Below are 26,369 nucleotides of genomic sequence, written 5' to 3' on the forward strand. Positions count from 1 at the left end.
CTTCCCATGGGAGAAAGCGCGGCATTTTACATGAACCGCGTCAGCCGGCGACGGGCTGTTTGCGCAGACGCCAGGCCATGATCAGCCAGACGGCCGTAACCCCGGCGAATTTCGAGAGCAGGGCGGTGATCACCACGGCTGGGGTCAAGGCGTCGATCATTCCAAAGAAAATGAACGTGTCGATGGGGATGCTCAGGGCCGAACTGATCCACAACCGGTCATGCAGCGGGCGCTTGGTGACCGTGAACACCAGCCAGTCGATGCATTCGGATACCGCGAACGCCGTGGCGCTCGCCAAGGCGATGGTCGGGTCCGAGGTGACGTAGGACAACACCAGCGCCGCCAGCATCGCCACGATGGCGCCATGGCCGAAGCGGGTCTGCACCATGTCCCGCAGGATAAACACCAGCCCGCCCCAGGCCGACCAGATGATGTCCAGGTGCGGCGCGGCCGAGAATGCGAAGTTGATCAGCACGACGCTGCCGATGTACGCGATCAGGAAAAGCATGGGGCGGGGTACCTGGTGGGTTGGGATGCAGGGCGAAACGACCGTGGCGAGGGAGCTTGCTCCCGCTGGGCTGCGAAGCAGACCCAAAACCTGGCAACTCGGTGGATCAGATAGGTCGAGGTGGCTGCTTTGGGGGGGGGGGCTGCTGCGCAGCCCAGCGGGAGCAAGCTCCCTCGCCACAAGGGTCATTAGTGTCAGAAGGTTACTTCAGCAGCAAGCCGTCCCTCAATCCTCCTCACTATCATTCAGCTTCCAATACCCCACCGTCTTCACAAAATCCTGGCCCAACCCTTTCTCCTCCAGCAAAACCTTGCGAATCTGCCGGGACACCTTGCTCTCGGTCGCGACCCAGGCGTACAGCTTGCCGCCGGGCATTTCCAGCTGTTGCACGGTACGGAGCAGGTTGTCCTGGCGACCCTCGCGCAACACCCAGATCACATGCACCTGCGCCGGGCTCTGGAGCACCTGCTGCTCGGCGCCGTTTTCCACTTCCACCACCACCAGGGCCCGCCGATTGGGCGCCAGGCCTTCGAGGCGGCGGGCGATGGCGGGCAGGGCGGTTTCGTCGCCGATCAGTAAATAGCTGTCGAAGATGTCCGGCACGATCATCGAGCCCCGGGGCCCGGCGATGTTGAGGTATTGCCCTGGCGCCGCTTGGGCCGCCCAGGTCGCGGCCGGGCCGTCGCCGTGGAGCACGAAATCGATGTCCAGTTCCAGGGTGTCCAGGTCATAGCGACGCGGGGTGTAGTCGCGCATCGGGGGCATCGGCCCCTGGGCCTTGTCGGTGCTGGGGCTGGGGCTGAAGTTTTCCAGGGCAGCCTGTTCCTCGGCGTTCTGCGGGAACAGCAGCTTCACATGATCGTCCGTGCCCAGGCTGACGAACCCGGCCAGCTCCGGCCCGCCGACGGTGATGCGGCGCATGCGCGGGGTCAGGTCGGCCACCCGCAGCACTTGCAGGCGGCGCCGCTTGATCTCGTGGTTGACACGGTGAATGGTGTTCGGATCGACTTCGGTCATTGCATGACTCCAAAACAGGTGGACGGTCGGGCCGTCGAGGGTGGCTTTGGCGATATAGACAGCAGTCTACGTCTGCTCGCGTCAATAGGCTGCCTTGCATCATCCCGCACGACGGTCGCGCTTCTATGAATAGACGTATGGCAGCGGTCAGGCTGTAGCGTTTTCTTTCATTTCAGCCGCGTCCTGTGCCGTGGCAGGCATGTAATCTTGGCCCTCTAGTTAAATGGAATAAGCGCTTTGCCAAAAAGTTGACCGGAAGAATATCAAGGTCTGTTTTTAGGTGGATCTAAAGCTATACGTAGGGAGTTTCTTACATCCAAAAACATCAATTAAATAAAATCGCAACTTTTTCTTCTTTTCGAGTACCGCTTTTACTACGTGTCTATAGGAAACGGCCTGCTTATTTTTAATTAAAGGGAGACGATCATGCTCCGGCGTTGAGGTGACACGCCAAGTTGCTGGTGGCCTGGAACCCAACCTCTCTCTCTTTATTGCTATGAACAGGTGTTAGACATGCTCAAACCACTCGTAACCGCCGCTTCCCTGACTGCCGTTACCTTGAGTTCTTCGCTGGCGTTCGCTGCCGATGACGCGCGCTCCTCCATCCACATCACCGCGAACATTCCGACCCAGCAGTTCCATGTGCAGCCTCGCAACCCGGACTTCGGTAAGGATGAAGTCATGAGCTACAACACGGTGACCGGCACCCTGACTTCGCTGCGCCAGACCTTTGATGTGAAGAATACCGACGGTTCGGTCAATGCCTACATCGAAGGTGGCCCGGCTTCGCTGTTCAATGGTCGTGATGCCATTGCCCTGACCACCGCGTTCAATGGCGTCACCCTGACCGCCACGCCTCAGGAAGTGGTGGACGACGCAACGTCGACACCGGGTACCCAGGCTGACATGACCATCACCCCGGCTCGTCCTCTGGACACCCAGAACGGCCTGTACACCGCCGACATGACCGTGATCTTCGATGCCGTGCCGCGTCCGTGATGCCATTTAACGCCCGGTGAGTTCATCCCGTCACCACGGGCGTTATCGCAGGTCGGCCGGTTCTCCCCAGCCGGTCGGCCCGCACCTGGAACAACCCGATAGCTCGCTGATTATGAGAATCCGTTGATGTATCCAATGACACCCATCGCGGGTGCGCTCGCGCTGTTGCTGTGCGCGAATGCATTGGCCGCGCCGACTGCCCCCGGTACGACGCCCACCAGTCTGTTGTCACAGGCCAAGGGTTTGCCGGCAGAGTTTGAAGCGCACTTCTTCGACGTACCACTGGCGGTTCGTGTTGAACTCAATCAACAGTATCTCGGTGAAGCCATGGTGGTCTTGACGCGGGATGATCGTATTACCCTGCTTGAATTTACCGACACTCAGGAAAGTACCCTGAAGGCGGTCGAGCGCGATCAATGGGAACACCTTCTCAAACAAGGCGTAGCACTGGGTGCCTGCGAAGCCAATTGTTCGTCAGGCCTGCTCGCTGTGCATTACAGTCTTGAAAATTCATTGGTGTCGATCCTCACCCGCGATGTGGAGCGCGGCACCGAAACCAAGCGTTATTACGATCAACCGGAAGGCGGCAGCTTCGGCCTGATCCTCAATAACCAACTCAACATCAATGGCGGCCAGGAGCAGGATACGGGCGGTCGCTATGGTCTCAATGCCGGTTCCAGCCTCGGCAACTGGAGCCAGTCGCTCGATCTCCAGCTCTCACGCCTGGGTGGGCCGGACGACAAGGTCTATCACGCCGTCCATGAGCTCTACACCCAACGAGAGATGGAAGGAAATTTTTTCCGCCTGGGTTATTTCACGCCCAGCTCCGATGGCTTGAACCGGCAGATCCGCGCGTTTGGCGCTAACCCGGACACCGCGCTGGGGGTGATGTACGGCAGTTCCGACAGCCTGGTCATCGACAATCCCAAGCCCAGCGTCTACCCCATTTATGTCACCGCCAGTCGCCAGGCTGCGGTGGAAATCTATCGCAATGGCCTGTTGATCAATACCCAGGCGGTCAGCGCCGGCTTGCAAAGCCTGGACACCCGGCCCTTGCCCGGCGGCATTTATGAAGTAGAAGTACGGTTGGTCGAGGACGGGCAAACCACCGCCACCAGCCAAGAGCTGGTCTATAAGCCCAACAATTGGAACAGCACCGAAGACCGCTGGCGCTACAACCTGTTCGCCGGACGGGAAACCCGGCTCTGGAGCAATTGGGAAGACCAACCCTCGGGTTTCAACACCGCGGGGATCGGCCTCAACTACCTGTTGCATCCTCGGGTGATCCTGGGGGCTTCCACGCGCCAAGTGCAGGACAAACTGCAAGTCGGCACCTCGGTGGACTGGACGCTTGCCAGCAACACCAGCCTGTATGCCAACGTCTACCAGACCGAGCGGTACGGCAACGGCATGGACCTGCAAGGCCTGTACAGCTACGGCCAGGGCAGCATCGTGGCCAGCCACAATCGCAGCTGGCTGGACACCCGCAACACCTATGAAACCCTGCCGGACGGCACCCGTATCCGCCAGCGCAATGTGTTCGTCGGCCATACCAGCAACTCATCGCTGTCGGTCAACCATCGCCTGAGCAACAAGACCTCCCTCAACGGCCGGCTCGCCTACAGCGAAGGCAATGTCCAGGGCACCGGCCTGGACCTGGGCTGGACCCAGCGCGCCAAGTTGCGCGGCAGCGATGCCAACTGGCGGCTGTCGGTGTTTGACCGCCCGGGCACTTCCAGCACCGCCGACAAGCGCAACCGTGGCCTGGACCTGAGTCTCAGTGTGGCCTTGGGTGGGCCGGGTGAGTACTGGTCGGGCAGCGTCGGTACCCGCACCTCGCGCGATGGCGAGCGGGACAACAACGCGTCGCTGTCGTATCGCCGCAATCTGGAAGATCACGTCCTGCAAAGCGTCTCCGGCACGGTGCTGGCCGACACCTATGGCGTGGGCCTGTCCGGCCTCGCCAGTTTCCAGACCGATTCGCTTTACGGCGACGGTTTCCTCCAGCGTTCGTCCTATAACGACAACCTCACCGGCGGCTTGAACCTGAGCAGCACGGTGGCCGTGGGCGGCACGAAAGCCGCGTTCACCGGCGTGCCCCAAGGGCGCGGCGCGGGAATGATCGTCGATGTGGAAACCGACCTGGACGAAATCGCCTTGCGCGCCGACGACTTGACCGGCGGCAGCACTGTGCTGCGTCCGGGCCGTAACTTCGTGCCGATCACCGCTTACAAAAACAGCATGGTGACCTTCGATTTCGAGGGCCTGCATCCGCCGGCGGCGAACATCGAGCCTTCCCGCACCCGCTATCACTTGAACAAGGGCGGCGTGGACTACCGCAGGATCGCTGTGATGCGCACCGTGACTGTATTGGGTCGCCTGCTCGACGAACAGGGGCAGCCGCTCAAGGGCCATCACGTGATCAACCACGCCAGTCGCGGGATCAGCGAAGTGGACGGGTTCTTCTCGATGGAAATGAATGCCGGCAACCCGACCCTGGAAGTGCGCTACGGCAATGAATTGTTCTGCCGTTTCCGTCTCGATCCCGACAGTGCCAGCCGCGAAGGGGATGTATTGATGATCGGCGATCTGCGCTGCACCCCGGATACCCTGGCCGACACGACGGTGGCCGAGGCTGGCAGTGCGAAACAACGCTCGTGAGGCCGTGGGAGCAAAGCTTGCTCGCGATTAACGATAACGCAGTTCACCTGAAGAGAGGGGGCGCCTGCATCGCGGGCAAGTCTTGCTCCCACAAGTGAATGGCCCACCTACTTATTTTGCGGCGATTTGTCTTGATTGTATGAGGTTGTATAAATGAAACCCTTATCGGTTGCAGTACGCAGCGTCGTCTCGGTGTTGTTGTTTGCGTGCGTGCCTGCGGCCAATGCCGTGAGCCGGGATATCACTGCCATATTCAGGCCCGATGCTTCGAAGCCAAACCTGAATCAATTTACCAATACCACGCCTATTTCTGGTTACTGCACCGACTTCCCGGCGGATTGCGCAGCGACGAAGATCTTCAGCATTCAGTTGCCTATCACCTTCAATTCGAGCCGCCCTATCCAGGCGAATCATACCGACTATCGGCAAGGCGCAACGTTCAAGGTGCCCGCCAATTGGCGTACCGCACACGTGACTCATGCGGTGACGGGTGAAACCGAAACCGTTGAAGTGCGTTTTTCAGGAATCGGCTCGAGGTATCAACTACCAACGAGCGTGCTGAACCTCATTGGTAATCCGGACATTAGCCTTTCGCTGGCACATAACCGGTTATGGGGTGGGTATGGTAATAGCTGGGTGAATCCCGGCTCACCTTGCGGATATACCGGTCGTGGGGGCTTTAACGCGACTTCATACCGTTTTTTCTGGAAAACCCGGGTCGAAGCAGCGTGCTCCAAAAAGGCGAGCTTTTTGATCCCGAGCTTTACCTACCAATATCTGGAATTTGCCTACGAGTTGCGCACCCCAAACCCCCTGAAAATGTCGAGCGGTCTCTACACGGGATCGCTGACCTATAGCGTTGGACCGGGCCAGGATCTCGACATGGGCGATGTCATGATTCCTTCCGATGCGATACTCACCCTTGATTTCAAGTTGACTGTCGAACACACCCTCAAAGTCGAAGTCCCCCCCGGCGGCAACCGGGTCGAGCTGGTTCCCCAGGAGGGTTGGCAATCCTGGCTGAACAGCGGCCGGAAACCATCACGGTTATTCCGTGACCAGCGCTTCCATATCTCAGCCTCGTCGCGTTTCAAGATGGCACTCGAATGCCAACAAATCAGTGGCAATACCTGCGCGGTTTCTGAAACCGGTTCTGGCCATACCGTGCCGGTCGACATCAGCGTGAGCCTGCCCAACGGCTTGACCGACGGTTCCGGCCAGCCGGTCAACCGCCGTCGGCTGCTGCGCGATGGCAGCGGCACCGAACTGTTCCAACCGGGCCAGTATATCGATCGCGGGCCGGGAACCCTGCACTTCGAAATCGGCCGCAACAGTGTCGAGCAGATGCTGGACAGCGGCGCCAAGGCCTATAGCGGGAGCGTCACGGTGATATGGGATTCGGAAGTGTAAGAAAGAGCTTGGTCTATTCAACGGATTTGAATGAGGTCGTACCCATGAAAGGATCACCAGTACTAGCAGGCTGTGTGGTTTCAACGTTTCTGGCTGCCGGCGCCCCCATGGCCAGTGCGCTAACCCGGGACATCAGCGCAGTGTTCAGGCCCGACCCGTCGAAGCCTCAGCAAAGCACATTCGTCAACACCACCCCGGTCAGCGGCTACTGCCAGCGTTATCCGGAGCAATGCAGGGCTTCGGGCATGTTCAGCATCTCGTTGCCTATCACGGTCAACTTGAGCCGGCCTATCCAGGCCAATCATGCAGATGCTCGGCAGGGTGCGATGTTCAAGGTGCCCGCCAGCTGGCGCCCGGTGCTGGTGACTCATTCGGGCACGGGGGAGACGGAAACCGTCGAGGTGCGCTGGTCGGGTATTGGCGCGCAACAGCGCCTTCCCGACGGCGTCGACACCTTGGTCGGTGGCGAGCCGAACCTCGCTCTCGCACACCGGATGTTGTGGGGCGGTGCGGCCTGGGACGAGGCCCCATCACCCTGCCAATACAGCGGCCTGGGGTTTTATTCCAGAGTGACTTACGACTTTTTCTGGAAGACCCCGACAGAAGGCGTGTGTGCCAAGACGGCTCATTACCCGATTCCCCAGATGAGTTATTACTCAATGGATTTTGCCTACGAACTGCGCACGCCCAACCCGCTGAAAATGTCGGCCGGGCATTACACCGGGTCGCTGACCTACACCATCGGGCCAGGGCTGGACCTGGACATGGGCGATGTCATGGTCGCGGATGACTCGGTGCTCACGCTCAATTTCGATCTTCAGGTCGATCACGCCCTCAAGATCGACGTGCCCCCCGGTGGCAACCAGGTAGAGCTGGTGCCCCAGGAGGGCTGGCAAGGGTGGTTGAACAGCGGGCGCAAGCCGACGCGGTTGTTTCGGGATCAGCGGTTCCATATTTCCACGTCCTCGCGCTTCAAGATGTCGCTGGAGTGCCAGTACCCCAACGGTAATACCTGCGCTGTCGCGGAGGCCGGCTCCGGGCATGCCGTTCCGGTGGATGTCAGCGTGACGCTGCCCGCCGGCCTGACCGACGCCAACGGGCAGCCGGTCAACCGTCGCCGGGTGCTGCGTGACGGCAGCGGCACCGAGCTGTTCCAGCCGAGCGTTTATATCGATCGTCGAGCGGCCAGCCTGTCATTCGAAATCGCCCAGGGTGACGTCGACGACATGCTGGTCGGTGGCGCCGGGACCTACACCGGCAACGTCACGGTGATCTGGGATTCGGAAGTTTGAATGGGCCTGCGACCAGCAGTGTCCAGTGAGTTGCTTTAGTGCATGAGGTTGAAGAAACGATGAAACGGTTAGTGGCATGGATTGGTTTTTTTCTGTTCAGCAGTGTGGCCCAGGCCGGGCCGCAGATTGGGGTCGGGGTGGTCTACGACTACCTGGACGGTGACAAGAGCACCTACATGAAGCGGGTGTTCAATGGCGGAACGTCGACGGCGTTCGTCAAGGTCAACATCCTGGAAATCATCTACAACGAGGACGGCACTTACCAGGAGGTGCCGCTGCAGAACCAGGTCAGCGCCCAGGCCAAGGACGGCCTGATGGCCAGTCCGGCGCGCCTGATCGTACCGGCCAACGGCATGCAGGGCACGCGGCTGGTGTTCATGGGCAACCGCGACAAGGAGCGTTACTTCCGGGTCCGTTTCGTGCCCGTGGTGCCCGAGGCGGAGGACGAATTTGCCATCAGCCAGGAAGAACGCGAGCAATACAAGAAGGACCGGGTCGCGGCGGGGGTCAAGGTCCTGGCGGGCTACGGCACGGTGTTTTTCGTGCGACCCAAGAACACCCGTTTCGAGACGGTGATCGATGACAACGCCAGCCGATACCTGATGCGCAACAACGGCAACAGCGTCGTGGTCATCGACGAATTCAAGGACTGTGACGCGCAGAAGGAAAACGACTGCCGACCCACCACCAAGCACCACGTCATGGCAGGTCGCACGTTTTTCTTTGAAAAGGAGTCGGGGCGTGAGTACCGCTTCACGCTGATCGAAGGCGGCGAGACGAAGTCCGTCGAAATCAAGGGTTGACGATTGCTGTCGCCGAACCGTCGCTGACGCCACAGGTAATGACCATGCTCAAGACACTTGCAAGCCCCCTCGCACTGACCACGCTGATGTTGCCCTGGCCTGCGGCCTGGGCGGCCGTGGAGCGGGAAACGTTCGAGCTCTATGTGACCATCCCGACGGTGGATTTCTATGTGCTGCCGCTCGATCCGCAGTTGGTCCAGCGCGAGCAACGCTTGCCGTTCAGCTCCATCACGAACGACCTCAGCCCGCTGCGGGCGACCTACGAGGTGAAGAACACCACCGGCGCCATCGGCGCGCGCCTGGGCGAAGAGGCCTACTTGTCCAACGGCCGTGATCGCATTGATTTGCGGGTGAGCTTCAACAACGTTGAATTGAGCCTCGATTCGACCCTGGTCGTGTCGGCCACCGAGGCCCGGCCGGGGCGGCAAGTGCCCTTGGAAATCGCCGCCATCAAGCCCGGCGATAACTACAGGCCCGGTGATTACTACGGCACCGTTCACATGGTGTTCGATGCCGTTGCGCCATAAGAGGCTGGATGTTTTGTCGGAGCAATCCGGCTTGCTCGTCCAAGGAGGGGCTATTGATGAACCACAATGAAAAAGGAGCTACACCCATGTTTAAAAAAATCATATCCAGTACGGTGCTGGGCGCTGTCGCCCTGGCTTGCCCGGCGGCCTTCGCTGCCGATGATGCACGCTCGTCCATCCACATCACCGCGAATATTCCCAACAAGCAGTTCCATGTGCAGCCGCGTAATCCGGATTTCGGAAAAGATGAGTACATGCATTACAACCCTGTGAGCTACGAGTTGAGCTCCATACGCCATACCTTTGATGTGAAGAATACCGACGGCTCGGTTCATGCCTACCTTGAGGGGCGCCCTGACCTGTCTAATGGCAGCGTGATCATTCCTGTGCGTGTTTGGTTCAACGACGTACAGTTGTCCTATGAGCCTCAAGAAGTCGTAGATGACGCCACATCCACGCCAGGTACCCAGGCGGAGATGGTCATCAACCCGGTTAATTGGGGCATCCATCGCCTACCTGGACTGTATACCGGGAACTTCACTGTCATCTTCGATGCGGTGCCTCGTGTAACTCTCTAACGACAGCCTGATCCGGCGGCGGCTAGTGCCCTTGTCGCGGGACGGTCTGCATTTGGTTCTGTAAAAAGGTATCAACCATGTTCAAGCAAATGGTCTCCCTGGTCGTACTGGCGGCCGCCGTCCTGGGCTCTTCGCCGGTATTGGCAGCTGATGATGCACGCACCTCGATTCACATCACCGCGAATATTCCCAACAAGCAATTCCACGTGCAGCCTCGTGACCCCGAGTTCGGTAAGAACGAGGTCATGCTCTACAACGAAGTGACCCAGTGGATGAGCCGCATACGTCATACGTATGATGTGAAAAACACCGACGGCTCGGTCCATGCCTACATTCTGGAAGGCCACCGGCCTTGGTTGAGCAACGGGAGGACTGCGATTGAGCTGGGTGTCACGTTCAATGATGTACGTCTGCGAGGTACGCCCCTGGAAGTGGTGGATGATGCCTCGTCCACACCAGGCACCCAGGCTGAAATGGTCATCTTTGCCGATGGCATGCCTGCCGATCGCGATCCAGGGGTGTATATCGGCAGCTTCACCGTGATCTTCGACGCGGTGCCTCGGGTAGCGATTTAGCTCACCGCACGGCGGTGCGGTCGCTCATGGGCCGGCCACCAACGGCTTGCACTGGGTTTGACTGCCCGGCTGCAAATAGGCCGACAGAAACGGCGCCATGCCCTTGAGCACTTGCACCGGCAAGGCCGAGGTGAACTTGAAGTTCTGGGCCGACGCGCCGGGGACGAATGCCGTCAGCGTGCCGAAATGGCTGTCGCCGATGTAGAACACGAACGTGGCGGTGCGGTTGATCGATTTGGAACTGATCACCCGCCCACCGGAACCGACCGCTTCGATACGGTTGTCACCGGTGCCGGTCTTGCCACCCATGGCCAGTGGCGTATCGTCGGCCAACTTGAAACTGCCTGCCACCCGTTTCGCGGTGCCGGCATCCACCACCTGGGACAGCGCACCGCGCAAGGCCCGGGCCACTTCCACTGGCATCACGCGCTTGCCGTTGTCCGGGTTACTGACCAATCGCGTTTCATAAGGCGTACCGACGGCGAACTGCAAGCTGTCGACGCGCAGCGCCGGCCGGCGGACGCCGTCGTTGAGGATCGTACCCACCAGCTCCGCGAGCGCGGCGGGGCGATCACCGGAGCTGCCGATGGCAGTGGCCAGCGATGGCACCAGGTGGTCGAACGGATAGCCGACTTGCTGCCAGCGCTGGTGGATATCCAGGAAAGCTTCGATCTCCAGCATGGTGCGGATACGGCTGTCGCGGGCGCTCTTGTGCCGGCTCTTGAACAGCCAACTGTAGACTTCCTGACGCTCGAACTGGCTGGCCTTGACGATCTGGCTGAACTTGGCGTCGGGGTTGTTCAGCAGGTAACCCATCAACCACAAGTCCAACGGGTGGACCTTGGCGATGAAGCCTTGGTCAGGCAGGTCATAGGCGCCGGGACCGTAACTTTGATAAAGCCGTTCCAGGCGTTCGTCGGTGAGTTTTTCGGCGCTCTTGGCCGACTTCAGATGCGCGCGCACGAAGCGGTTGAAGCTTTCCTGGCTGTCGTTGGGAAAGAAATAACGGTGCACGGCGGCGAGGCGGATTGCGGTAGGGCGCATGCCGTCGAGGAAGGTTTCCAGGCGCTGTGCGGTGTCCTTTTTCTGGTATTTCTTCCAGAACCTGAGCAGGAACGACGTGCCTTCGCGGTCGGCGAACTGGGCCAGGTATTCCTGGCGGCGCGGGTCCTTGTCGTCCTTGAGCAATTCGGAACTGTTGTTGGGGCCGGCGTAGGTGGCGTAGCGCACCAGGTCGCGCATCAGGCGGATAAAGGGCAGGTTGATGGATTCTCGCAAAGAGTCACGCAGCGTGGGTATGCGGCCGTCGTCTTCCTTGCGAAAGTTGTGGAAGGTGTGCAGCCCGCCACCGGTAAAGAACGACTCGCCGGGGCTGGCTGAATAAGTGCGGTCCAGTGCCGCTTCGAGCATCTTGGGCAGGCTGCGGTCGGTGTTCTGGATCAGATAGTCAACGGCCCAGCGGGACAGGCGGTCCTGCTCGGCGATCTCGGTTTTCTTCAACGCCGCCGGGGTTTGCTGGGCATAACGCTCATGCAGTTCGGCGATGATCTGCAGGTAAGTGGTGAGCACGCGCAACTTGGCGGTGGAGCCCAGCTCCAGTTTGCTGCCTTCGTTGATGTCGAAAGGCTGGTCGGTGCTGTCGGTCTGCACCCGCACGCGCGAGCCATCGGGGGTCAGTTCCAGCAGGGTGAAGCTGTAGCGCACCTGGGTGGTGCTGGTGGGGGTCAGCAGGCGTTCTCCCATCAGGCCGATCTCGGCGGCGAAGGCCGGGTCGGCCAAGCGCTTGAGGTAGTCGGTGGCCTGGGCCTGCAAGTCGCTTTGCAAGGTGCTGGTGGCGGAGAGGTCGAGGCGATCGAGGTCATACAGCGGTCGGTTGAGCAGCGCGGCGAGGCGACTGCGGGCGGCGCTGATGCCTTTGTTGGTTTCGTTGGGCTGGACGGTCGGGTCCTGGACCCAGTCGCGGTAGCTGACCTTGCTCGCCAGGGCCGCTTCGGACAGCGCGGCGTCGATCACGCCGTTCTGTGCCAGTAGGCGGATATGGCTGTCGGTCAGGCGCGCCAGTTCATCGTGGCCCTTGGACAGGTAATGGGACGGGCGCCGCTGGGCGATCATCAACGACAGCATTTCCCGCAGGGCCAGGCCTTTTTCCGCCAGGCTCTTGGGGTCGGTGGCGGTGCTGAACAGCCGCTCGTTGGCCCGCTTGAAGTCCGCGCCATACCAGACCCGCAAACCTTCCGCCATACCGTGGACTTCACCGTGCCCCGGCACGGCGGAGAGCGGTACGCTGTTGAGGTAGTCGCGGATGACCCGCTGCCGTGCCTCGAGGGTTTGCGGACCGGCCTGGTAAGCGCGGACGCTGGCGGAAATCATCTGGCGGATTTTTTCCGCTCCCGACACGGTCAGGCCTTCGGGCGAGTGCCGGTACTTTTCCAACTGCGTTGCCAACGTACTGCCGCCGGCCGATTGCCCCGGCAGGCTCAGCAGCTTGGCCACCTGCGACCACGCCGCCATGCCGAAGCGCGGCCAGTCCACCGCCGGGTTGGCGAGTGGCTGCTTGGGGTCGAGCAGGAAGCGGTTTTCGATGAACAACAGGCTTTGCACCACCACTGGCGGAATCGCGTCAAAGCTTGCATACAACTGCTGTGGATACTTGAACTGATACACCGGCGCGGCGCGGCAGTCGGTGATGGTCAGCCCCGCCTGGATCTTTTCCGCGTAGGGCACGAACAGGCCTTTGTCGACGTAGTCCATCAAGGCCGGTGAAAAACGCGCCTGGGCCTCGATCACATAATCGCGCTTGAGCAGGCGCGGCAGGAATTCCCCCAGGGCGCTGTAGCCCCACCGCTGGTCGAACGGACCGGCGCCCGGGTAGACGATGGCATCGCTGGGGCCCGGTTGTACCGAATAGGTCAGCGACGCGGCATATTGGCTGAGTTCCTGCGCCTGGAACCGGGACGTGCGCATCTCCTTGGCCGCAGCGATGCCGACCACCACCACGATAATCAGCAACAACAACCAGAACGCCCGCCAGCCATGCCGTGCGCGGCGATTTTTTTGAGGTAAAGGCGCTTCTTCCATACGTTCAGTCGGGACCACAGGTTTGTTCGAATCGGTTTGCCACAAAGCGCCCATAGTCGACTGATCCATTCACGCAGATTGATCGGACTTGCTTGAAGCTTAGACGGTGGTTGGCGTGGGGGAGGGGAAATTGTGGTTGGCACGTAAGTCGTTGAGTGATGAGGCCGTTGTGGCAAGGGAGCTTGCTCCCGCTCGGCTGCGCAGCAGTCGTCAGCTTTTGAAAGCTGAAAAGCGAGGGCGGCTTCGCCCCCCAGCGGGAGCAAGCTCCCTCGCCACAAGAGCGGTCAGAGCCAAATGGCGTCCCAGAGCGGATAGTTGCCAATGCACTCCACCAAGCCCGCGCGAAGAGGGTTGGCGATAATGTAGCGGGCGCAAGGCAACAGATCCTGATTGTCGCGGATGGCCCTATCATGGAATCCGTTTTGCCAGAAGGCCCCCTTCTTGCCCATGGCTCGATTGATTGCAAGGGTGCTTCGGGACTTGACCGTCTGCATCACGTTGGGCAGTTGAGCTTGTTCCAATTGCAGCAACCAGTGCAGATGATCTGGCATCACAACCCAGGCGAGCGAATTGACCTGACTTCGCTCATGGATCAGACGCATTTCTGCAACCAGCAAACGGCCCAGCTGCCAATCCTTGAAGATCGGTGTGCGTTGGTGAACGACTGTGGTGACGAGGTAACCTCGCCCCGCTTCTGATGAGCGTCCATGACGCAGCCTATGAGAGTTTGGACGTAGGGGATGCATTCCGTGGCTTCCTGTAGTTGGGGTACTCCTTGACGGTAGCTTCGCCCACGACGACCTGACGACCTGACGCCCTGATACATGAACGACTTTTCTGAAATCGCCGTAGTCCCCGTGGCGAGGGAGCTTGCTCCCGCTCGGCTGCGCAGCAGTCGTCAGCTTTTGAAAGCTGAAAAGCGAGGGCGGCTTCGCCCCCCCAGCGGGAGCAAGCTCCCTCGCCACGGGGGCGGTGGCATCCTGAAATCCTTGTGCTAGAGCCGTCGCCGTCTGCCAAGACATGACGCTGCACCATCGCTGTGCAATACTCTGCGCCGTTTTCTGAATGGCCGGTAATTCAGTCAATCCCTCTTGAAAATGCCGTTCCGGCTGAGGCTTATCCCTGAACTTCTCTGGTTTTACAGTGAAACTCTCTATCCCTGGCTTTTTATACTGCACGGCCCGCTGATCTTGAGGATTTTTCCTACAGGACGGTCTGCCCACAAGGCAGGCCCGGTTTCGGCAAAGGCTGCAAGCTCACCCGTTTGCGGCTTTTGGAGACTCGGTGGCTCATCCAATAACAAGACGAGGTTGTACTCCTATGCCTGTCGGCAATCATCTGCCCCATGGCGAGACCGCTCAGGGTGGTCCGCTCAAACGTGAACTCGGCGAGCGACATATCCGCTTGATGGCGCTTGGCGCTTGCATCGGTGTCGGGTTGTTCCTCGGTTCGGCCAAGGCCATCGAGATGGCGGGTCCGGCGATCATGCTGTCTTACATCATTGGCGGCCTGGCGATCCTGGTGATCATGCGCGCCCTTGGCGAGATGGCCGTGCATAACCCGGTGGCCGGTTCGTTCAGTCGTTATGCCCAGGATTACCTCGGCCCGCTGGCAGGCTTCCTCACGGGCTGGAACTACTGGTTCCTGTGGCTGGTGACCTGTGTGGCGGAGATCACCGCGGTAGCGGTGTACATGGGCGTCTGGTTTCCCGACGTTCCGCGCTGGATCTGGGCGTTGGCCGCACTGATCAGCATGGGCTCGATCAACCTGATCGCGGTCAAGGCCTTCGGTGAATTCGAGTTCTGGTTTGCCCTGATCAAGATCGTCACGATCATCGCCATGGTCATCGGCGGCGTCGGCATCATCGCCTTCGGGTTCGGCAACGATGGCGTGGCCCTGGGCGTTTCCAACCTGTGGACCCACGGCGGCTTCATGCCCAACGGCGTGTCCGGCGTGTTGATGTCCCTGCAAATGGTCATGTTCGCCTACCTGGGCGTGGAGATGATCGGCCTGACCGCCGGGGAAGCGCGCAATCCGCAGAAAACCATCCCCAACGCCATCGGCTCGGTGTTCTGGCGGATCCTGCTGTTCTACGTCGGCGCGTTGTTCGTGATCCTGTCGATCTATCCGTGGAACGAAATCGGCACCCAAGGCAGCCCCTTCGTGATGACCTTCGAGCGCCTGGGCATCAAGACCGCCGCCGGCATCATCAACTTCGTGGTGATCACCGCCGCGCTGTCGTCCTGCAACGGCGGGATCTTCAGCACCGGGCGGATGCTCTACAGCCTGGCGCAGAACGGCCAGGCTCCGGCCGGTTTCGCCAAGACCTCGAGCAACGGCGTGCCGCGCCGTGCGTTGCTGTTATCGATTGCCGCGCTGCTGCTGGGCGTGCTGCTCAATTACCTGGTACCGGAGAAAGTCTTCGTCTGGGTCACTTCCATCGCCACCTTCGGCGCGATCTGGACCTGGGTGATGATCCTGCTGGCCCAGCTGAAATTCCGCAGAGGCCTGAGCGCGTCCGAGCGTGCGGCGTTGAAGTACCGGATGTGGCTTTACCCGGTCAGCTCTTATCTGGCACTGGCGTTCCTGCTATTGGTGGTGGGGCTGATGGCGTACTTCCCGGATACGCGCGTGGCGTTGTATGTGGGCCCGGCGTTCCTGGTGTTGCTGACGGTGTTGTTTTATACCTTCAAGTTGCAACCGACCGGTGATCTAGCCGGTTCGGTGCGTTCGGCTTCGTAACGTGAGAGTGCTGTAGAACAAGAGCCCCGGTCGGAAATGACTGGGGCTTTTTGTTAAGTGAGGGTATCGAGCAATGTCGCTGAACGTCCGCGGCAGCTGCCATTGGGGCTGCTGCGCAGCCCAGCGGGAGCAAGCTCCCTTGCCACAAGAGCCGGTTCGTATTTATCCGGCCAATTTCATCTGCCGCACCGGCAGTTCCACCCGGAACGTCGTCCCCACGCCGACCTCGCTGCTCACGGTAATTTCGCCGTTGTGTTTCTTCACGATGCCGTAGGACAGCGATAACCCCAGCCCCGTGCCTTTACCGATGGGTTTGGTGGTGAAGAACGGGTCGAAGATTTTCTTCAGGGTTTCCGGTGGGATGCCCGAGCCGTTGTCGGCGATTTCGATCCAGACGGTGTCGCCTTCGACGCCGTTGCGCAGGGTGATGGTGCCGCGTTCCGGGCCGATGGCTTGGGCGGCGTTGACGATCAGGTTCATGATCACCTGGTTGATCTGCGACGGCAGGCATTCGACTTCCGGCAACGGGCTGTATTGCTTGACCACGTCGGCCTTGTACTTGATCTCGTTGGCGACGATGTTCAACGTCGAATCCATCCCCTGCTGCAAGTTCGCCATCTGCCATTCCTGGCTGGAGTCGACGCGGGAGAAGTCCTTGAGGTCCTTGACGATTTGCCCGACGCGGGCGATGCCGTCCTTGGACTCCTTGATCAGCACCGGAATGTCCTCCACCAGGAAGTCGAGTTCCACCTGTTCGCGCAGGCGCTTGAGTTCCGTCAGCAACTCCGGCGAGGTGATGGCTTGTTCGGCACTGCCGTAGGCCTGGAGCATTTCTTCGAGCTTGCTGAAGTACCCGCCGAGGGCGCCGAGATTGGAGGAAATGAAACCGATCGGGTTGTTGATTTCATGGGCGACACCAGCGGCCAGCTGGCCCAGCGAGGCCAGTTTCTCCGATTGCACCAATTGGCTTTCGAGCATCTTGCGTTCGTCGATTTCCATTTGCAGCAGCTCGCTGGCCTGCTTGAACGCCAGGGTGCGTTGCTCCACCAGGTCTTCGAGCTTGTTCATTTTCAACCGGGCGCGGGAGGTCATTTCCCATTTGGTGGTCAGGGTGTTGGCCATCTGCTGGACTTCGATATTGTCGAAGGGCTTTTTCAGGATCAGCAGGCGGTCGTGGCCATTCAGGCGATCGAGCAGTTCATCCCAGGAATAATCCGAATACGCGGTGCAGACCACCACTTGCAACTGTGGGTCGACTTTCCAGAGCTCTTCGATGGTCTTGGCGCCGTCCCAACCTTCGGGCATGCGCATGTCGACAAACGCCAGGGCATAAGGAAGCTCCTTGGCCAACGCTTGCTGCAATTTGGCCAAGCCCTCCTGGCCGCCGTAGGCCGAGTCGAGCTCGAACACCGTGGCGACGGGTTTCGGGGCTTCACCGAAGAGGGCGCTTTCCATGTCCTGCAGGTCGCTGTCGTTTTCCTCTTCCGGGGTCAGGATCTTGCGGAAGTCTTCATGGATGGCGGGCGTGTCGTCGATCAGGAGGATGCGCCGGTTGCTGATGCTGTTCATGGCTCACCCTCCGCGAGTTTCAAGGGCAGTTGCAGGACGAAGGTTGCCCCGGTTCCTGGCCCGTCACTGTGTGCGGTGAGCTGGCCGTTCATTTCTATCGCTGCCAGTGCGCAACTGTGCAGGCCGAACCCGTGGCCGTCCTTACGGGTGGTAAAGCCGTGGGCGAAGATGCGCGTCATGTTGTCCGCCGGGATCCCTTCGCCTTCGTCCTTGACGCTGATCTGCAACGTCTCGCCGTCCACGACGGCGGCCTTGAGCGTCATGTTTCGCGCATGGTTGGAAACGCCCCCCATGGCGTACTTGGCGTTGCTGATCAGGTTGATCAGGATCAGCAACAAGCGGTGCTTGTCGCCCATGATCCGCGGCACCTCGCCGTATTCCTTGAGCACCGTCACGTGGTGGCGGGTCAGGGCGCCGGAGTTCATGCGCAGGGCGTCCTCGAGCAATTCGCTGATCACCAGCGGTTCCATCAGGCTGTTGGCGCCGGCGTAGGATTGCTGGGTGGAAACGATGTCCTTGATGTGGTCCACGCTCTTGCTCAGTTGGGCCAGTTCATCGGTCATGCCTTGCTGTTCCACCGCGATGGCCTCCACCAATTGATTGAGGTAGCCGGGCAGCAGCTTGCCTTTTTCATCTTCGGTGAGGAAGTGCCCCAGGTCGTGGTTGTGTTCGTTGATCAGGTTCATCGCCTTGCCCAGGCCCAGGGCCTTGCTGCTGCGCAGTTTGCGGCTGACAAGGTCGGCGGATATGTTCACGCTATTGAGCACGTTGCCGACGTTGTGCAACACGTTGGTGGCGATCTCCGCCATGCCGGCCTGGCGGGCGGTGTCCATCAGTTCGCTCTGGGTGTCCTTGAGTTGGCGGGTGCGTTCTTCGACGCGTTGTTCAAGTTCGTCGTTGGCGGTTTGCAGGGCGTTGTTGACCCGCTTGATCTCGGCGAAGCTGCGAATCAACCGGATCGCCAGCCAGATCAGGATCAGCACCAAAAGCGTGGCGAACACCAACAGGTAAACGTGGTTGCGCTCGTATTTGGCGGCGGCTTTTTCCTGGTCTTTCTCCAGCAGATGGGTGATGGTATCCAGATGATCGGCCACGGGGATGGCGCCGATTCCGAGTAAGAGTTCGTTGACCTTTGGCTGTTCGCGCAGGATCACCCCAATGTGTCTGCGCAGCACTTCGATGGAGTTGAGCAGCCCCGTGGGCAGGCGCTCTTTGTTGACGTCCAGCTGGTTCAAACCCAGCAATACCTCGGCGGCTATCTCGGGGGAGCCGAGCTGGGCGAACTCCATGCTGCTGAGCAACAGGTCGTAGGTGTCGATGGCAACGTTCTGCAACTCCAGCCTGTAGGTGTCGGGCAGCCGAGCGAATTGGCCCTGGATGTCGTCCTCGCCAGTGGGCAGGAAGGCCAGGGAATTGCGCAGCACCGCGTTATGGGATTTGAACTGTTCCACCAAGCGGGTTTTTTCCTTGACCGCCTTGAGGTACGCGTTGCGCTGGGTCTCCCAGAGTGACGGCCCGTGGCGGCCCGGCTCCGATTCGATGGCGTCCAGGCGCTGCCACAGGCGCGCCATCTCCTGCAGCGGCGAGACCAGTGGATCGTAATTGTGGCTCAGGGCAATCCGCGCCTTGAGCACCTCGTTGTCCCAGATCGCGTCCTGCTGCTTGAGCAGGCGGATCAGGTCCCGGGATTCGATGTACGAGGCGGCCTGCTGGGCACCGGAATTGACGTACATGAACAGCAGGACCGAAGCCAGCAACAGGCCGATGAACGCAAGACCGAGACGACGCAGAGTGGTCATAGGGGCTTGCCCTCCGATTCGCCGGTCAGTGTCCTGAGGAACTCGACGATCAGGGTCGTATCGTTCTTGAGGGGCTCACGACCCAGTTGATACTTGAACATGACCTCTACCGCGCGCTCCAGGGTCGGCGCCGACCCATCATGGAAATACGGGGCGGTGACGGCCACGTTGCGCAGGCTGGGCACTTTGAAAACCTGGCGATCCGCTTCATCGCCGGTGACGTTGAAGCGTCCTTCGTCGGCCCGGGTGGGGTTGCCCCGGTCATTGATGTAGTCGCCCATGATTCCGAATTTCTGGAACATGTTGCCGCCAATGTTCACGCCTTGGTGGCAGGCGATGCAGCCGTACTCCTTGAAACGCTGGTAGCCGAATTTTTCCCGGGGCGTGAGGATGTCGGTGTCGCCCAGCAGGTATTGATCGAAACGCGAGTTCGGCGTCTGCAAGGTGCGCTCGTAGGCGGCCAATGCGCCCTGGACATTGGGTTTGGTCACGCCATCGGGATAGGCGGCCTTGAAATCCTTGGTATAGCCGGGGTCATCGGCGATGCGCTTGACCACCGATTCCCAGGTGCTGCCCATTTCCACCGGGCTGGTCACGACCAGATGGACCTGTTCTTCCAGCGTATCGGCGCGGCCGTCCCAGAACTGGTGGAAGTTCAGGCTGGCATTGAACACCGTGGGCGTATTGACCTCGACCGGTTTGCCATCGAAACCCACGGACATGGGCTTGTCGTCGGCGCCGCCCTTGTCCAGGCGATGGCAACTGGCGCAGGACAGTGTGTTGTTGACGGAAAGGCGCGGGTCATTGAACAGGCGTTGGCCCAGTTGGACCCGTTTGGGGTCCAGTGCCGGAACGGGAGGCAGCGGCTTGAGCGGTTCGTCCAGTGGCTCGGCGTGGGCGGTTACACTCCAACCCACCGGCATCCATCCCACCAGCAGGCCGAGAGCCAGAATCAATCCGTGTGACGCCATGGAGTGCTTTCCTTTGAAACTCTGGTTGATGAACCCGGATGCTCATGAAAGCGGGTTCGGGCGTTGTTCCCATTCGGCCATCCATTGGCTGAAGGCTTGCGGCTCCACGGCCTTGCTGAAGTAATAACCTTGGGCTTCCTCGCACTGGTGGCGCTTGAGGAATTCCAATTGCTCGCGGGTCTCCACGCCCTCGGCAATGATGTGCAAGTGCAAGCTCCGGCCCAGGCTGATGATGGTGCTCACCAGCTTGGCGTCGTTGCTGTCGATGCTCAGGTCGCCGACGAATGACTGGTCGATCTTCAACACATCCACCGGAAATTTTTGCAGGTAGCTCAGGCTCGAATAGCCGGTGCCGAAATCATCGATGGCCAGTCGTACCCCCAGCTGTTTGATGGCCTTGAGCGTGGCGACGGTCGTATCGATGTTCTGCATGAGCACGCTTTCGGTGATCTCCAGTTCTAACTGTGTCGGGTCCAGGCCGGTTTCCTTGAGGGTGCGTGCGATGCCATCGACAAAACCGCGCTGGCGAAAGTCGATTGCCGAGACGTTGACCGACAAATACAGCGGCCGCATGCCCTCGGCTTGCCAGCGACAAGCCTGCTGGCAGGCTTCCTGGAGCACCCACTGGCTGAGCGGCACGATCAGCCCACTGTCCTCGGCCACCGGGATGAAATCCGACGGGAAGACGAGGCCTTGGTCGGGACGGTTCCAGCGCACCAGGGCCTCGGCACCGACCACTCTGCCGTTCGTCAGGTCGAGCTTGGGTTGGTAGTGCAGCACGAATTCCTTGCGTTGCAGGGCCAGGCGCAGACCGGATTCGATGGTCTGTTGCTGGCGGGCCCGGCGGTTCATGTCTTCGGTAAAAAAACGGTAATCGTTGGGGCCGCTTTCCTTGACGTTGCGCATGGCCGTCTCGGCTTTCTTGATCAGCGCCACGGCATCGAAGCCGTCGGTTGGATAAACGCTGATGCCCAGGCTCGCCGTTACCGTCAGGTCATGGCCGTCGATGGGGTGTGGAGCGTTGATGGCCGCCAGCAGTTTTTCCGCCACGCCCTTGGTCAGTTGTGGGTCGGCGATGTCCCCGAGGATCACTACGAATTCGTCGGAACCGTAGCGAAACACCGAGTCGGATTCGCGCACCACCGTTGCCAGCGTCCGCGCCACGCGCTTGAGCAATTCATCGCCGACCGGATGGCCCAGCGCATTGTTGATGCGCTTGAAGCGGTCCAGGCCGATGAACATCACCGCCAGCTGCCGATCGTGCCGGCGACATTGGGCCAGGGCCTGGGTCAGGCGATCACCGAGCAACATGCTGTTGGGCAGCTCGGTGAGCACGTCGTATTGCAGCAGGTGCGAGACTTTCAGCAGTTCCTGGACGCGCTCTTCAATGGTGCGCTCCAGGCTGCGCATTTTTCGCGCGGCGTCCTGCGCCAGTTGCCATTTCCAGGTCATGGCACTGGCCATCTGGCGAATTTCCAGGGTGTCGAACGGTTTCTTGAGGATCAGCAACTGATCGTCGAACTCGATGCGTTCGGACATGGTTTCCCAGGAATAATCCGAATACGCGGTGCACAGGGCGATCTGCAGGCGCGGGTCGGCTTTCCACAATTGCTCGATGGTTTGCAGGCCGTCCCAGCCCGGCGGCATGCGCATGTCGGCGAACACCAGCGCGTAAGGCTGGCCCTCGGCCTGGGCACGCTTGACCAGTTCCAAGGCTTCTTCACCCTGGTAGGCCGAGTCGATCTCAAATTGCAGTCGACTGACCTGCGGGGTGCCGAACAGCAGGCTTTCGGTGTCGTCCAGCGAGTCGTCATTGCCAGCGCCGGGGCTGAGGATCTTGCGAAAGTCCTGGTGAATGGCGGGCGTGTCGTCCACCACCAGGATTCGCCGGTTGGCAGGTACCGACATAGGGTTCATGGATTGCTCTCCGATAGCTCGCTTGCCGGCCGGGTCCAATGATCCGTCACCGGGACGATGGTGCCGGCCTTGAGCAAGGCGGCCGCCTGGTCGCTGTCGACCACGGTGCTGAAGTAATGCCCCTGGGCCTGCATCGAGCCGCCGCTGGACATCAGGGTGGTGCGTTGTTCCTGGGTCTCGACGCCTTCGGCAATGATGCCGATGCCCACGTCCCGGGCGAAGTTGATGATGGCCCGCAAGGTCGTGGCGTTCTCCGGATCGTCATTGGCGCTGTCGAGAAACCGCTGGGCGAGCTTGAGGTGGTTGACCCGGTAGGTCTTGAGGTAATCGAAGGATGAATACTCGGTGCCGAAATCATCGATGGCGACCTGCACGCCCAGTTCGCACAGGCGCGGCAGCACGTCGTTGTGGGTCCATTTGGTCTGGGCCAGGGTCGCTTCGGTGACGTCAAAGCGCAGGTCCCACGGCGCCAGCTCCCAGCGGGCGGTGGTGCGCAGCACGTCATAGATCAGTTCCGGGCCGGTCTTGAGCTGGGTCAGCGACAAGTCAATGGCAATCACCGGTGGCGCCACGCCCTGGTCGCGCCACTGGCGCATCTGCTGGCAGGCCTGGTCCAGCACCCAATGGCCGAGGCCGATGATGATCCCGGTCTTTTCCGCCGCTGGCATGAACGCCGCCGGTTCCAGCCAGCCCTGTCGGGGGTGGTTCCAGCGCACCTGCACGCCCATGCCGAGGATTTTGCCAGTGCCGAGGTCGACTTCCGGCAGGTAATGCAATTTCAGCTCGTTGTGCTCGATGGCGTGGCGCAGGTCGTTGGCCAGGGCGACCCGGTCGGTCACTTCCTGGTTAATCTCCTCGTTGTGGAAATGGTACTGGTTGCGGCCTTTTTCCTTGGAGCGGTAAAGGGCCATGTCGGATTGGGCCATCAAGCTGTCGGCGCTTTGGCTTTGCGCGGTGTACAGGCTGATGCCGATGCTCACGGAAATGCGAACGTCATTGCCGTCCAGCGAATAGGGCGCCACCAGCGAGTCGCGGATCTTGGCCGCCAGCGCGGCGCAGTGGGTCGCTTCGTGGACGTCCAGTTGCAAAATGGCGAATTCGTCGCCGCCCAGGCGTGCCACCACGTCGTTTTCCCGGGTGCAGGCCTTGATCCGTGCGGCGACTTCCTGCAACAGCAGGTCGCCGATGGGGTGCCCCAGCGTGTCGTTGATGCGCTTGAAGTGATCCAGGTCCAGGTAGAACATCGCGAACGGCGCGGCCCCCCGGCGCGCGCCGGCGAAGGCTTGGTGCAGCCGCTCGATCATGGTGGCGCGGTTGGCGAGCCCGGTCAGGCCGTCGGTGCGGGCCAGCAAGGCGATTTTTTCCTCGGCCAGCCGGCGTTCGGTGATGTCGAGGATGATGCCTTCGACTTCCAGCAACAGGCCTTGCTCGTTGCGCACCGGAATGTAGCGGTTCTCGACCCAGCGGAACGCGCCGTCGCCGGTGCGCATGCGAAACTCGATGGACGCCCCCGCCGTGTCACGGTCCAGAACGCGGACCATGGCTTCCTGGACCTTGCTCTGGTCGTCAGTATGGATCAAGGTCTGCGCCCAATCGGGTGAGCTGATCAACTGCGCCGCGACATGGCCGAACTTGGTGATGTTGTGGGAGATGTACATCAACGGGAACGGTGGTTCGCCGCGCAGGCGATAGAGGATGGTCGGGCTGTTCTGCACGATGATATTGGCGTCGGCCAGTTCCCGGGTACGTTCCTCCACGGCCCGCTCGAGCATGTCCATTTTCAACGCCGCGTCTTCGGTCATCTGCCATTTGACGGTCAACGTACTGGCCATCTGGCGGATCTCGATCGCATCAAAGGGCTTTTTCAGGATCAGCAGGCGATCGCCCAGTTCCAGGCGATCGGCGATGTCCTCCCAGGAATAATCCGAGTAAGCGGTGCATAGGGCCACTTGCAGCTTGGGGTCGACGCGCCACAGCCGCTCGATGGTTTCAAGGCCGTCCCAACCCGGCGGCATGCGCATGTCGATGAAGGCCATGGCGAAGGGCTGGCCCTGGGCCAGGGCCGTTTCCACTTTATTCAAGGCTTCCATGCCCTGGAAGGCCGAATCGAGCTCGAAATTCTGAACGGAAACGGCCACGGGGGCGCCGAACAGCGTTTCTTCGGCGCTGCTCAGGCTGTCTTCCGGGGCCGCTTGAGGGCTGAGGATCTTGCGAAAATCTTCATGGATCGTCGGCGTGTCATCGACGATCAGGATCCGCCGATTGGATCTGTCCATCGGCAGGCTCATGGCCGTGCACCGTCATGATGCTGACTGTAGAACCGTGGGAACATCTGATATCCCTTTCGCTGGCATGAGCATTCGGCCTGTACTTGGCCCTTCATGGGGTACAGCATAGTCGGCTCATCGGAAGCGTGCGGTGGGGTGGTGGCAAAATATGTCTAAATGTCGGTGATCTACTAGCCTGTCTCTCAGGGGTAAGGTAGAACGGTGGTCGTCAATAGGAGGGGGTGCCAATGGAAGATCAAGCGTCAAACGTTCCGGTCACGAAGCCGACGGTGTTGCTGGTCGATGATGAAGAGTCGATTCTCAACAGCCTGCGCCGGCTGTTGCGCAGCCAGCCGTATGAAATCCTGCTGGCCGACAGCGGTGCCAAGGCGCTGGAAATCCTCAAGGAGCGGCCGGTCGACCTGGTCATGACCGACGCACGCATGCCCAACATGGACGGGGCCACGCTGCTGGCTGAAATCCGCAGGCTGTATCCATCGACCTTGCGCATCCTGCTGACCGGCTACGCCGATGTCGACATGATGACCAAGGCGATCAACGAGGGGCAGCTCTATCGCTACCTCAGCAAGCCCTGGAATGATGAAGAACTGGTGCAGGCCCTGCGTCAGGCCCTGGCCCACCAGCATTCGGAAAGCGAGCGCCAGCGCCTCGAAGCGCTGAACCGCGAGCAGAACCAGCAACTCAAGACCCTCAACGCCACCCTGGAAAAACGCGTGGCGTCTCGCACCTCCGAATTGCAACAGACCGCCGACATGCTTGACCTGGCCTACGACGAGCTCAAGCGCAGCTATGTGACCAGTACCGAAGTGTTTTCGTTGATCGCCAACCTGCGCCTGCCTAAAGCCAAGCAGACCAACCGGCAGATCATCGAGCTGATCCGCGTCTACAGCCGGCTCAACTTTCTCGACGAGTCCACCGACCGCGACCTGACCATGGCCGCCGCGCTCTACAACATTGGCAAGCTGAGCTGGACCGACAACATGATGGTCACGCCGGCCGACATGTTGCACCACACTGAACTTGATCTGTACCGGGCCTATCCGAAGCAGAGCGAGTCGCTGCTGATGACCCTGGACCCGATGAAGGACGCGGCGCGCATCATCCGCCATCACCAGGAGCGTTGGGACGGCAGCGGTTTCCCCGAGCACCTCAAGGGCGAGGCCATTCCGTTTGGCTCGCGCCTGTTGAAACTGGCGGTGGACTTCATCGAGTTGCAGCGCGGGTTGATCCTGGAGCGGCAGATGAACAGCGACGAAGCGCTGGTCTACATCCGCAACTACACCGGCAAGCTGTACGACCCAAACATGGTCGAGGATTTCATCAAGGCCTGTGCCGAGTACCTGGAAGACGTGACCTTGTCCGACCCGACGGTGAAGGTCGCGACCACCCGCGAGCTGGCGGCCGGCATGGTCCTGGCGCGCAACCTCAATGCCGACAATGGCATGCTGTTGCTCAACGCCGGCAAGGTCTTGAGCGGGCCGCTGATCGAGAAACTCATCGCCTTCGAAGCGATGGAAGGGGCGCGCTACAGCGTGTTCGTCAAGATCCCCGAAGAGGAGGCGGACCCTACGGCGCCGAAGCCGATGCTGGGTTGAGACGCCTCTGGTGGAAGGCGTTGATTGCAGATGCGACGAC

At 60.5% G+C, this 26,369-nt stretch carries 19 protein-coding genes; 10 read left to right on the top strand and 9 right to left on the bottom strand.

Going from position 1 to position 26,369, the window contains the following annotated elements; all coding sequences use genetic code 11:
- Positions 1 to 40: 40 nt before the first annotated feature.
- The gene (locus tag J3P82_RS05970) at positions 41 to 508 is read right to left on the bottom strand and encodes a preQ0 transporter (RefSeq protein WP_434561463.1); all 468 of its coding nucleotides are present in this window, start codon (positions 506 to 508) and stop codon (positions 41 to 43) included.
- Positions 509 to 733: 225 nt separating this feature from the next.
- Positions 734 to 1,525 carry a siderophore-interacting protein gene (locus J3P82_RS05975; RefSeq protein ID WP_434561465.1) on the bottom strand — a complete coding sequence of 264 codons (792 nt, stop codon included), beginning with the start codon at positions 1,523 to 1,525 and terminating at the stop codon, positions 734 to 736.
- A 513-nt stretch (positions 1,526 to 2,038) separates the two neighbouring features.
- Here J3P82_RS05975 and J3P82_RS05980 point away from each other — a divergent pair.
- From J3P82_RS05980 to J3P82_RS06015, 8 genes are all read left to right on the top strand, one after another.
- Positions 2,039 to 2,524 carry a CS1 type fimbrial major subunit gene (locus J3P82_RS05980; RefSeq protein ID WP_434561467.1) on the top strand — a complete coding sequence of 162 codons (486 nt, stop codon included), beginning with the start codon at positions 2,039 to 2,041 and terminating at the stop codon, positions 2,522 to 2,524.
- A 126-nt stretch (positions 2,525 to 2,650) separates the two neighbouring features.
- Entirely contained in the window at positions 2,651 to 5,185 is a 2,535-nt protein-coding gene (locus J3P82_RS05985) for a CS1-pili formation C-terminal domain-containing protein (RefSeq protein ID WP_434561469.1), read from the top strand.
- Between the two features lie 153 nt (positions 5,186 to 5,338).
- The gene (locus tag J3P82_RS05990) at positions 5,339 to 6,595 is read left to right on the top strand and encodes a hypothetical protein (RefSeq protein WP_434561471.1); all 1,257 of its coding nucleotides are present in this window, start codon (positions 5,339 to 5,341) and stop codon (positions 6,593 to 6,595) included.
- A gap of 44 nt (positions 6,596 to 6,639) precedes the next feature.
- Positions 6,640 to 7,887, top strand: a complete 1,248-nt coding sequence (locus tag J3P82_RS05995; protein ID WP_434561473.1) for a hypothetical protein — start codon at positions 6,640 to 6,642, stop codon at positions 7,885 to 7,887.
- A 59-nt stretch (positions 7,888 to 7,946) separates the two neighbouring features.
- Positions 7,947 to 8,690, top strand: coding sequence for a molecular chaperone (locus J3P82_RS06000; RefSeq protein WP_434561475.1), 744 nt, complete (start codon positions 7,947 to 7,949; stop codon positions 8,688 to 8,690).
- Positions 8,691 to 8,734: 44 nt separating this feature from the next.
- Positions 8,735 to 9,217: a CS1 type fimbrial major subunit gene (locus J3P82_RS06005; RefSeq protein ID WP_434561477.1), complete on the top strand. Its 483-nt coding sequence runs from the start codon at positions 8,735 to 8,737 to the stop codon at positions 9,215 to 9,217.
- Between the two features lie 86 nt (positions 9,218 to 9,303).
- The gene (locus J3P82_RS06010) at positions 9,304 to 9,795 is read left to right on the top strand and encodes a CS1 type fimbrial major subunit (protein WP_434563726.1); all 492 of its coding nucleotides are present in this window, start codon (positions 9,304 to 9,306) and stop codon (positions 9,793 to 9,795) included.
- A 77-nt stretch (positions 9,796 to 9,872) separates the two neighbouring features.
- Complete coding sequence (locus tag J3P82_RS06015) at positions 9,873 to 10,370, top strand: CS1 type fimbrial major subunit (RefSeq protein WP_434561479.1); 498 nt, start codon at positions 9,873 to 9,875, stop codon at positions 10,368 to 10,370.
- 24 nt (positions 10,371 to 10,394) lie between these two features.
- On the opposite strand, the gene J3P82_RS06020 is transcribed toward J3P82_RS06015, so the two are convergent.
- Both J3P82_RS06020 and J3P82_RS06025 read right to left on the bottom strand, forming a co-directional pair.
- The gene (locus tag J3P82_RS06020) at positions 10,395 to 13,502 is read right to left on the bottom strand and encodes a transglycosylase domain-containing protein (RefSeq protein ID WP_434561481.1); all 3,108 of its coding nucleotides are present in this window, start codon (positions 13,500 to 13,502) and stop codon (positions 10,395 to 10,397) included.
- Positions 13,503 to 13,732: 230 nt separating this feature from the next.
- On the bottom strand, positions 13,733 to 14,194 hold the full coding sequence (locus J3P82_RS06025) for an REP-associated tyrosine transposase (RefSeq protein WP_434561483.1): 462 nt from the start codon (positions 14,192 to 14,194) through the stop codon (positions 13,733 to 13,735).
- 574 nt (positions 14,195 to 14,768) lie between these two features.
- Between J3P82_RS06025 and J3P82_RS06030 the strand changes: the two genes are divergently transcribed.
- On the top strand, positions 14,769 to 16,190 hold the full coding sequence (locus tag J3P82_RS06030) for an amino acid permease (RefSeq protein WP_434561485.1): 1,422 nt from the start codon (positions 14,769 to 14,771) through the stop codon (positions 16,188 to 16,190).
- 162 nt (positions 16,191 to 16,352) lie between these two features.
- Here J3P82_RS06030 and J3P82_RS06035 read toward each other — a convergent pair whose 3' ends face one another.
- From J3P82_RS06035 to J3P82_RS06055, 5 genes are read right to left on the bottom strand one after another with little or no spacing between them, the layout of a single operon-like run.
- Complete coding sequence (locus J3P82_RS06035; RefSeq protein ID WP_434561487.1) at positions 16,353 to 17,759, bottom strand: ATP-binding protein; 1,407 nt, start codon at positions 17,757 to 17,759, stop codon at positions 16,353 to 16,355.
- Entirely contained in the window at positions 17,756 to 19,558 is a 1,803-nt protein-coding gene (locus tag J3P82_RS06040; RefSeq protein WP_434561489.1) for a DAHL domain-containing protein, read from the bottom strand. The genes J3P82_RS06035 and J3P82_RS06040 overlap by 4 nt, the downstream gene beginning before the upstream one ends.
- Complete coding sequence (locus J3P82_RS06045) at positions 19,555 to 20,529, bottom strand: cytochrome-c peroxidase (RefSeq protein WP_434561491.1); 975 nt, start codon at positions 20,527 to 20,529, stop codon at positions 19,555 to 19,557. Before J3P82_RS06045 ends, J3P82_RS06040 begins: the two co-directional genes overlap by 4 nt.
- A 42-nt stretch (positions 20,530 to 20,571) precedes the next feature.
- Positions 20,572 to 22,446, bottom strand: a complete 1,875-nt coding sequence (locus tag J3P82_RS06050) for an EAL domain-containing protein (RefSeq protein ID WP_434561493.1) — start codon at positions 22,444 to 22,446, stop codon at positions 20,572 to 20,574.
- Positions 22,443 to 24,734 carry a GGDEF/EAL domain-containing response regulator gene (locus tag J3P82_RS06055; protein WP_434561495.1) on the bottom strand — a complete coding sequence of 764 codons (2,292 nt, stop codon included), beginning with the start codon at positions 24,732 to 24,734 and terminating at the stop codon, positions 22,443 to 22,445. The genes J3P82_RS06050 and J3P82_RS06055 overlap by 4 nt, the downstream gene beginning before the upstream one ends.
- Positions 24,735 to 24,961: 227 nt before the next feature.
- Between J3P82_RS06055 and J3P82_RS06060 the strand changes: the two genes are divergently transcribed.
- Positions 24,962 to 26,329 (top strand): HD domain-containing phosphohydrolase, encoded by a 1,368-nt coding sequence (locus tag J3P82_RS06060; RefSeq protein WP_434561497.1) that lies wholly within the window; start codon positions 24,962 to 24,964, stop codon positions 26,327 to 26,329.
- Positions 26,330 to 26,369 lie beyond the last annotated feature (40 nt).

The organism is Pseudomonas sp. Z4-20 (assembly GCF_051131955.1).
Lineage (GTDB): Bacteria > Pseudomonadota > Gammaproteobacteria > Pseudomonadales > Pseudomonadaceae > Aquipseudomonas > Aquipseudomonas marvdashtae.

Bases quoted from the DNA above. Each gene is read 5' to 3' on its own strand.
- J3P82_RS05970 (WP_434561463.1), bottom strand. From the start codon at position 508: ATGCTTTTCCTGATCGCGTACATCGGCAGCGTCGTGCTGATCAACTTC.
- J3P82_RS05975 (WP_434561465.1), bottom strand. From the start codon at position 1,525: ATGACCGAAGTCGATCCGAACACCATTCACCGTGTCAACCACGAGATC.
- J3P82_RS05980 (WP_434561467.1), top strand. From the start codon at position 2,039: ATGCTCAAACCACTCGTAACCGCCGCTTCCCTGACTGCCGTTACCTTG.
- J3P82_RS05985 (WP_434561469.1), top strand. From the start codon at position 2,651: ATGTATCCAATGACACCCATCGCGGGTGCGCTCGCGCTGTTGCTGTGC.
- J3P82_RS05990 (WP_434561471.1), top strand. From the start codon at position 5,339: ATGAAACCCTTATCGGTTGCAGTACGCAGCGTCGTCTCGGTGTTGTTG.
- J3P82_RS05995 (WP_434561473.1), top strand. From the start codon at position 6,640: ATGAAAGGATCACCAGTACTAGCAGGCTGTGTGGTTTCAACGTTTCTG.
- J3P82_RS06000 (WP_434561475.1), top strand. From the start codon at position 7,947: ATGAAACGGTTAGTGGCATGGATTGGTTTTTTTCTGTTCAGCAGTGTG.
- J3P82_RS06005 (WP_434561477.1), top strand. From the start codon at position 8,735: ATGCTCAAGACACTTGCAAGCCCCCTCGCACTGACCACGCTGATGTTG.
- J3P82_RS06010 (WP_434563726.1), top strand. From the start codon at position 9,304: ATGTTTAAAAAAATCATATCCAGTACGGTGCTGGGCGCTGTCGCCCTG.
- J3P82_RS06015 (WP_434561479.1), top strand. From the start codon at position 9,873: ATGTTCAAGCAAATGGTCTCCCTGGTCGTACTGGCGGCCGCCGTCCTG.
- J3P82_RS06020 (WP_434561481.1), bottom strand. From the start codon at position 13,502: ATGGGCGCTTTGTGGCAAACCGATTCGAACAAACCTGTGGTCCCGACT.
- J3P82_RS06025 (WP_434561483.1), bottom strand. From the start codon at position 14,194: ATGCATCCCCTACGTCCAAACTCTCATAGGCTGCGTCATGGACGCTCA.
- J3P82_RS06030 (WP_434561485.1), top strand. From the start codon at position 14,769: ATGCCTGTCGGCAATCATCTGCCCCATGGCGAGACCGCTCAGGGTGGT.
- J3P82_RS06035 (WP_434561487.1), bottom strand. From the start codon at position 17,759: ATGAACAGCATCAGCAACCGGCGCATCCTCCTGATCGACGACACGCCC.
- J3P82_RS06040 (WP_434561489.1), bottom strand. From the start codon at position 19,558: ATGACCACTCTGCGTCGTCTCGGTCTTGCGTTCATCGGCCTGTTGCTG.
- J3P82_RS06045 (WP_434561491.1), bottom strand. From the start codon at position 20,529: ATGGCGTCACACGGATTGATTCTGGCTCTCGGCCTGCTGGTGGGATGG.
- J3P82_RS06050 (WP_434561493.1), bottom strand. From the start codon at position 22,446: ATGAACCCTATGTCGGTACCTGCCAACCGGCGAATCCTGGTGGTGGAC.
- J3P82_RS06055 (WP_434561495.1), bottom strand. From the start codon at position 24,734: ATGAGCCTGCCGATGGACAGATCCAATCGGCGGATCCTGATCGTCGAT.
- J3P82_RS06060 (WP_434561497.1), top strand. From the start codon at position 24,962: ATGGAAGATCAAGCGTCAAACGTTCCGGTCACGAAGCCGACGGTGTTG.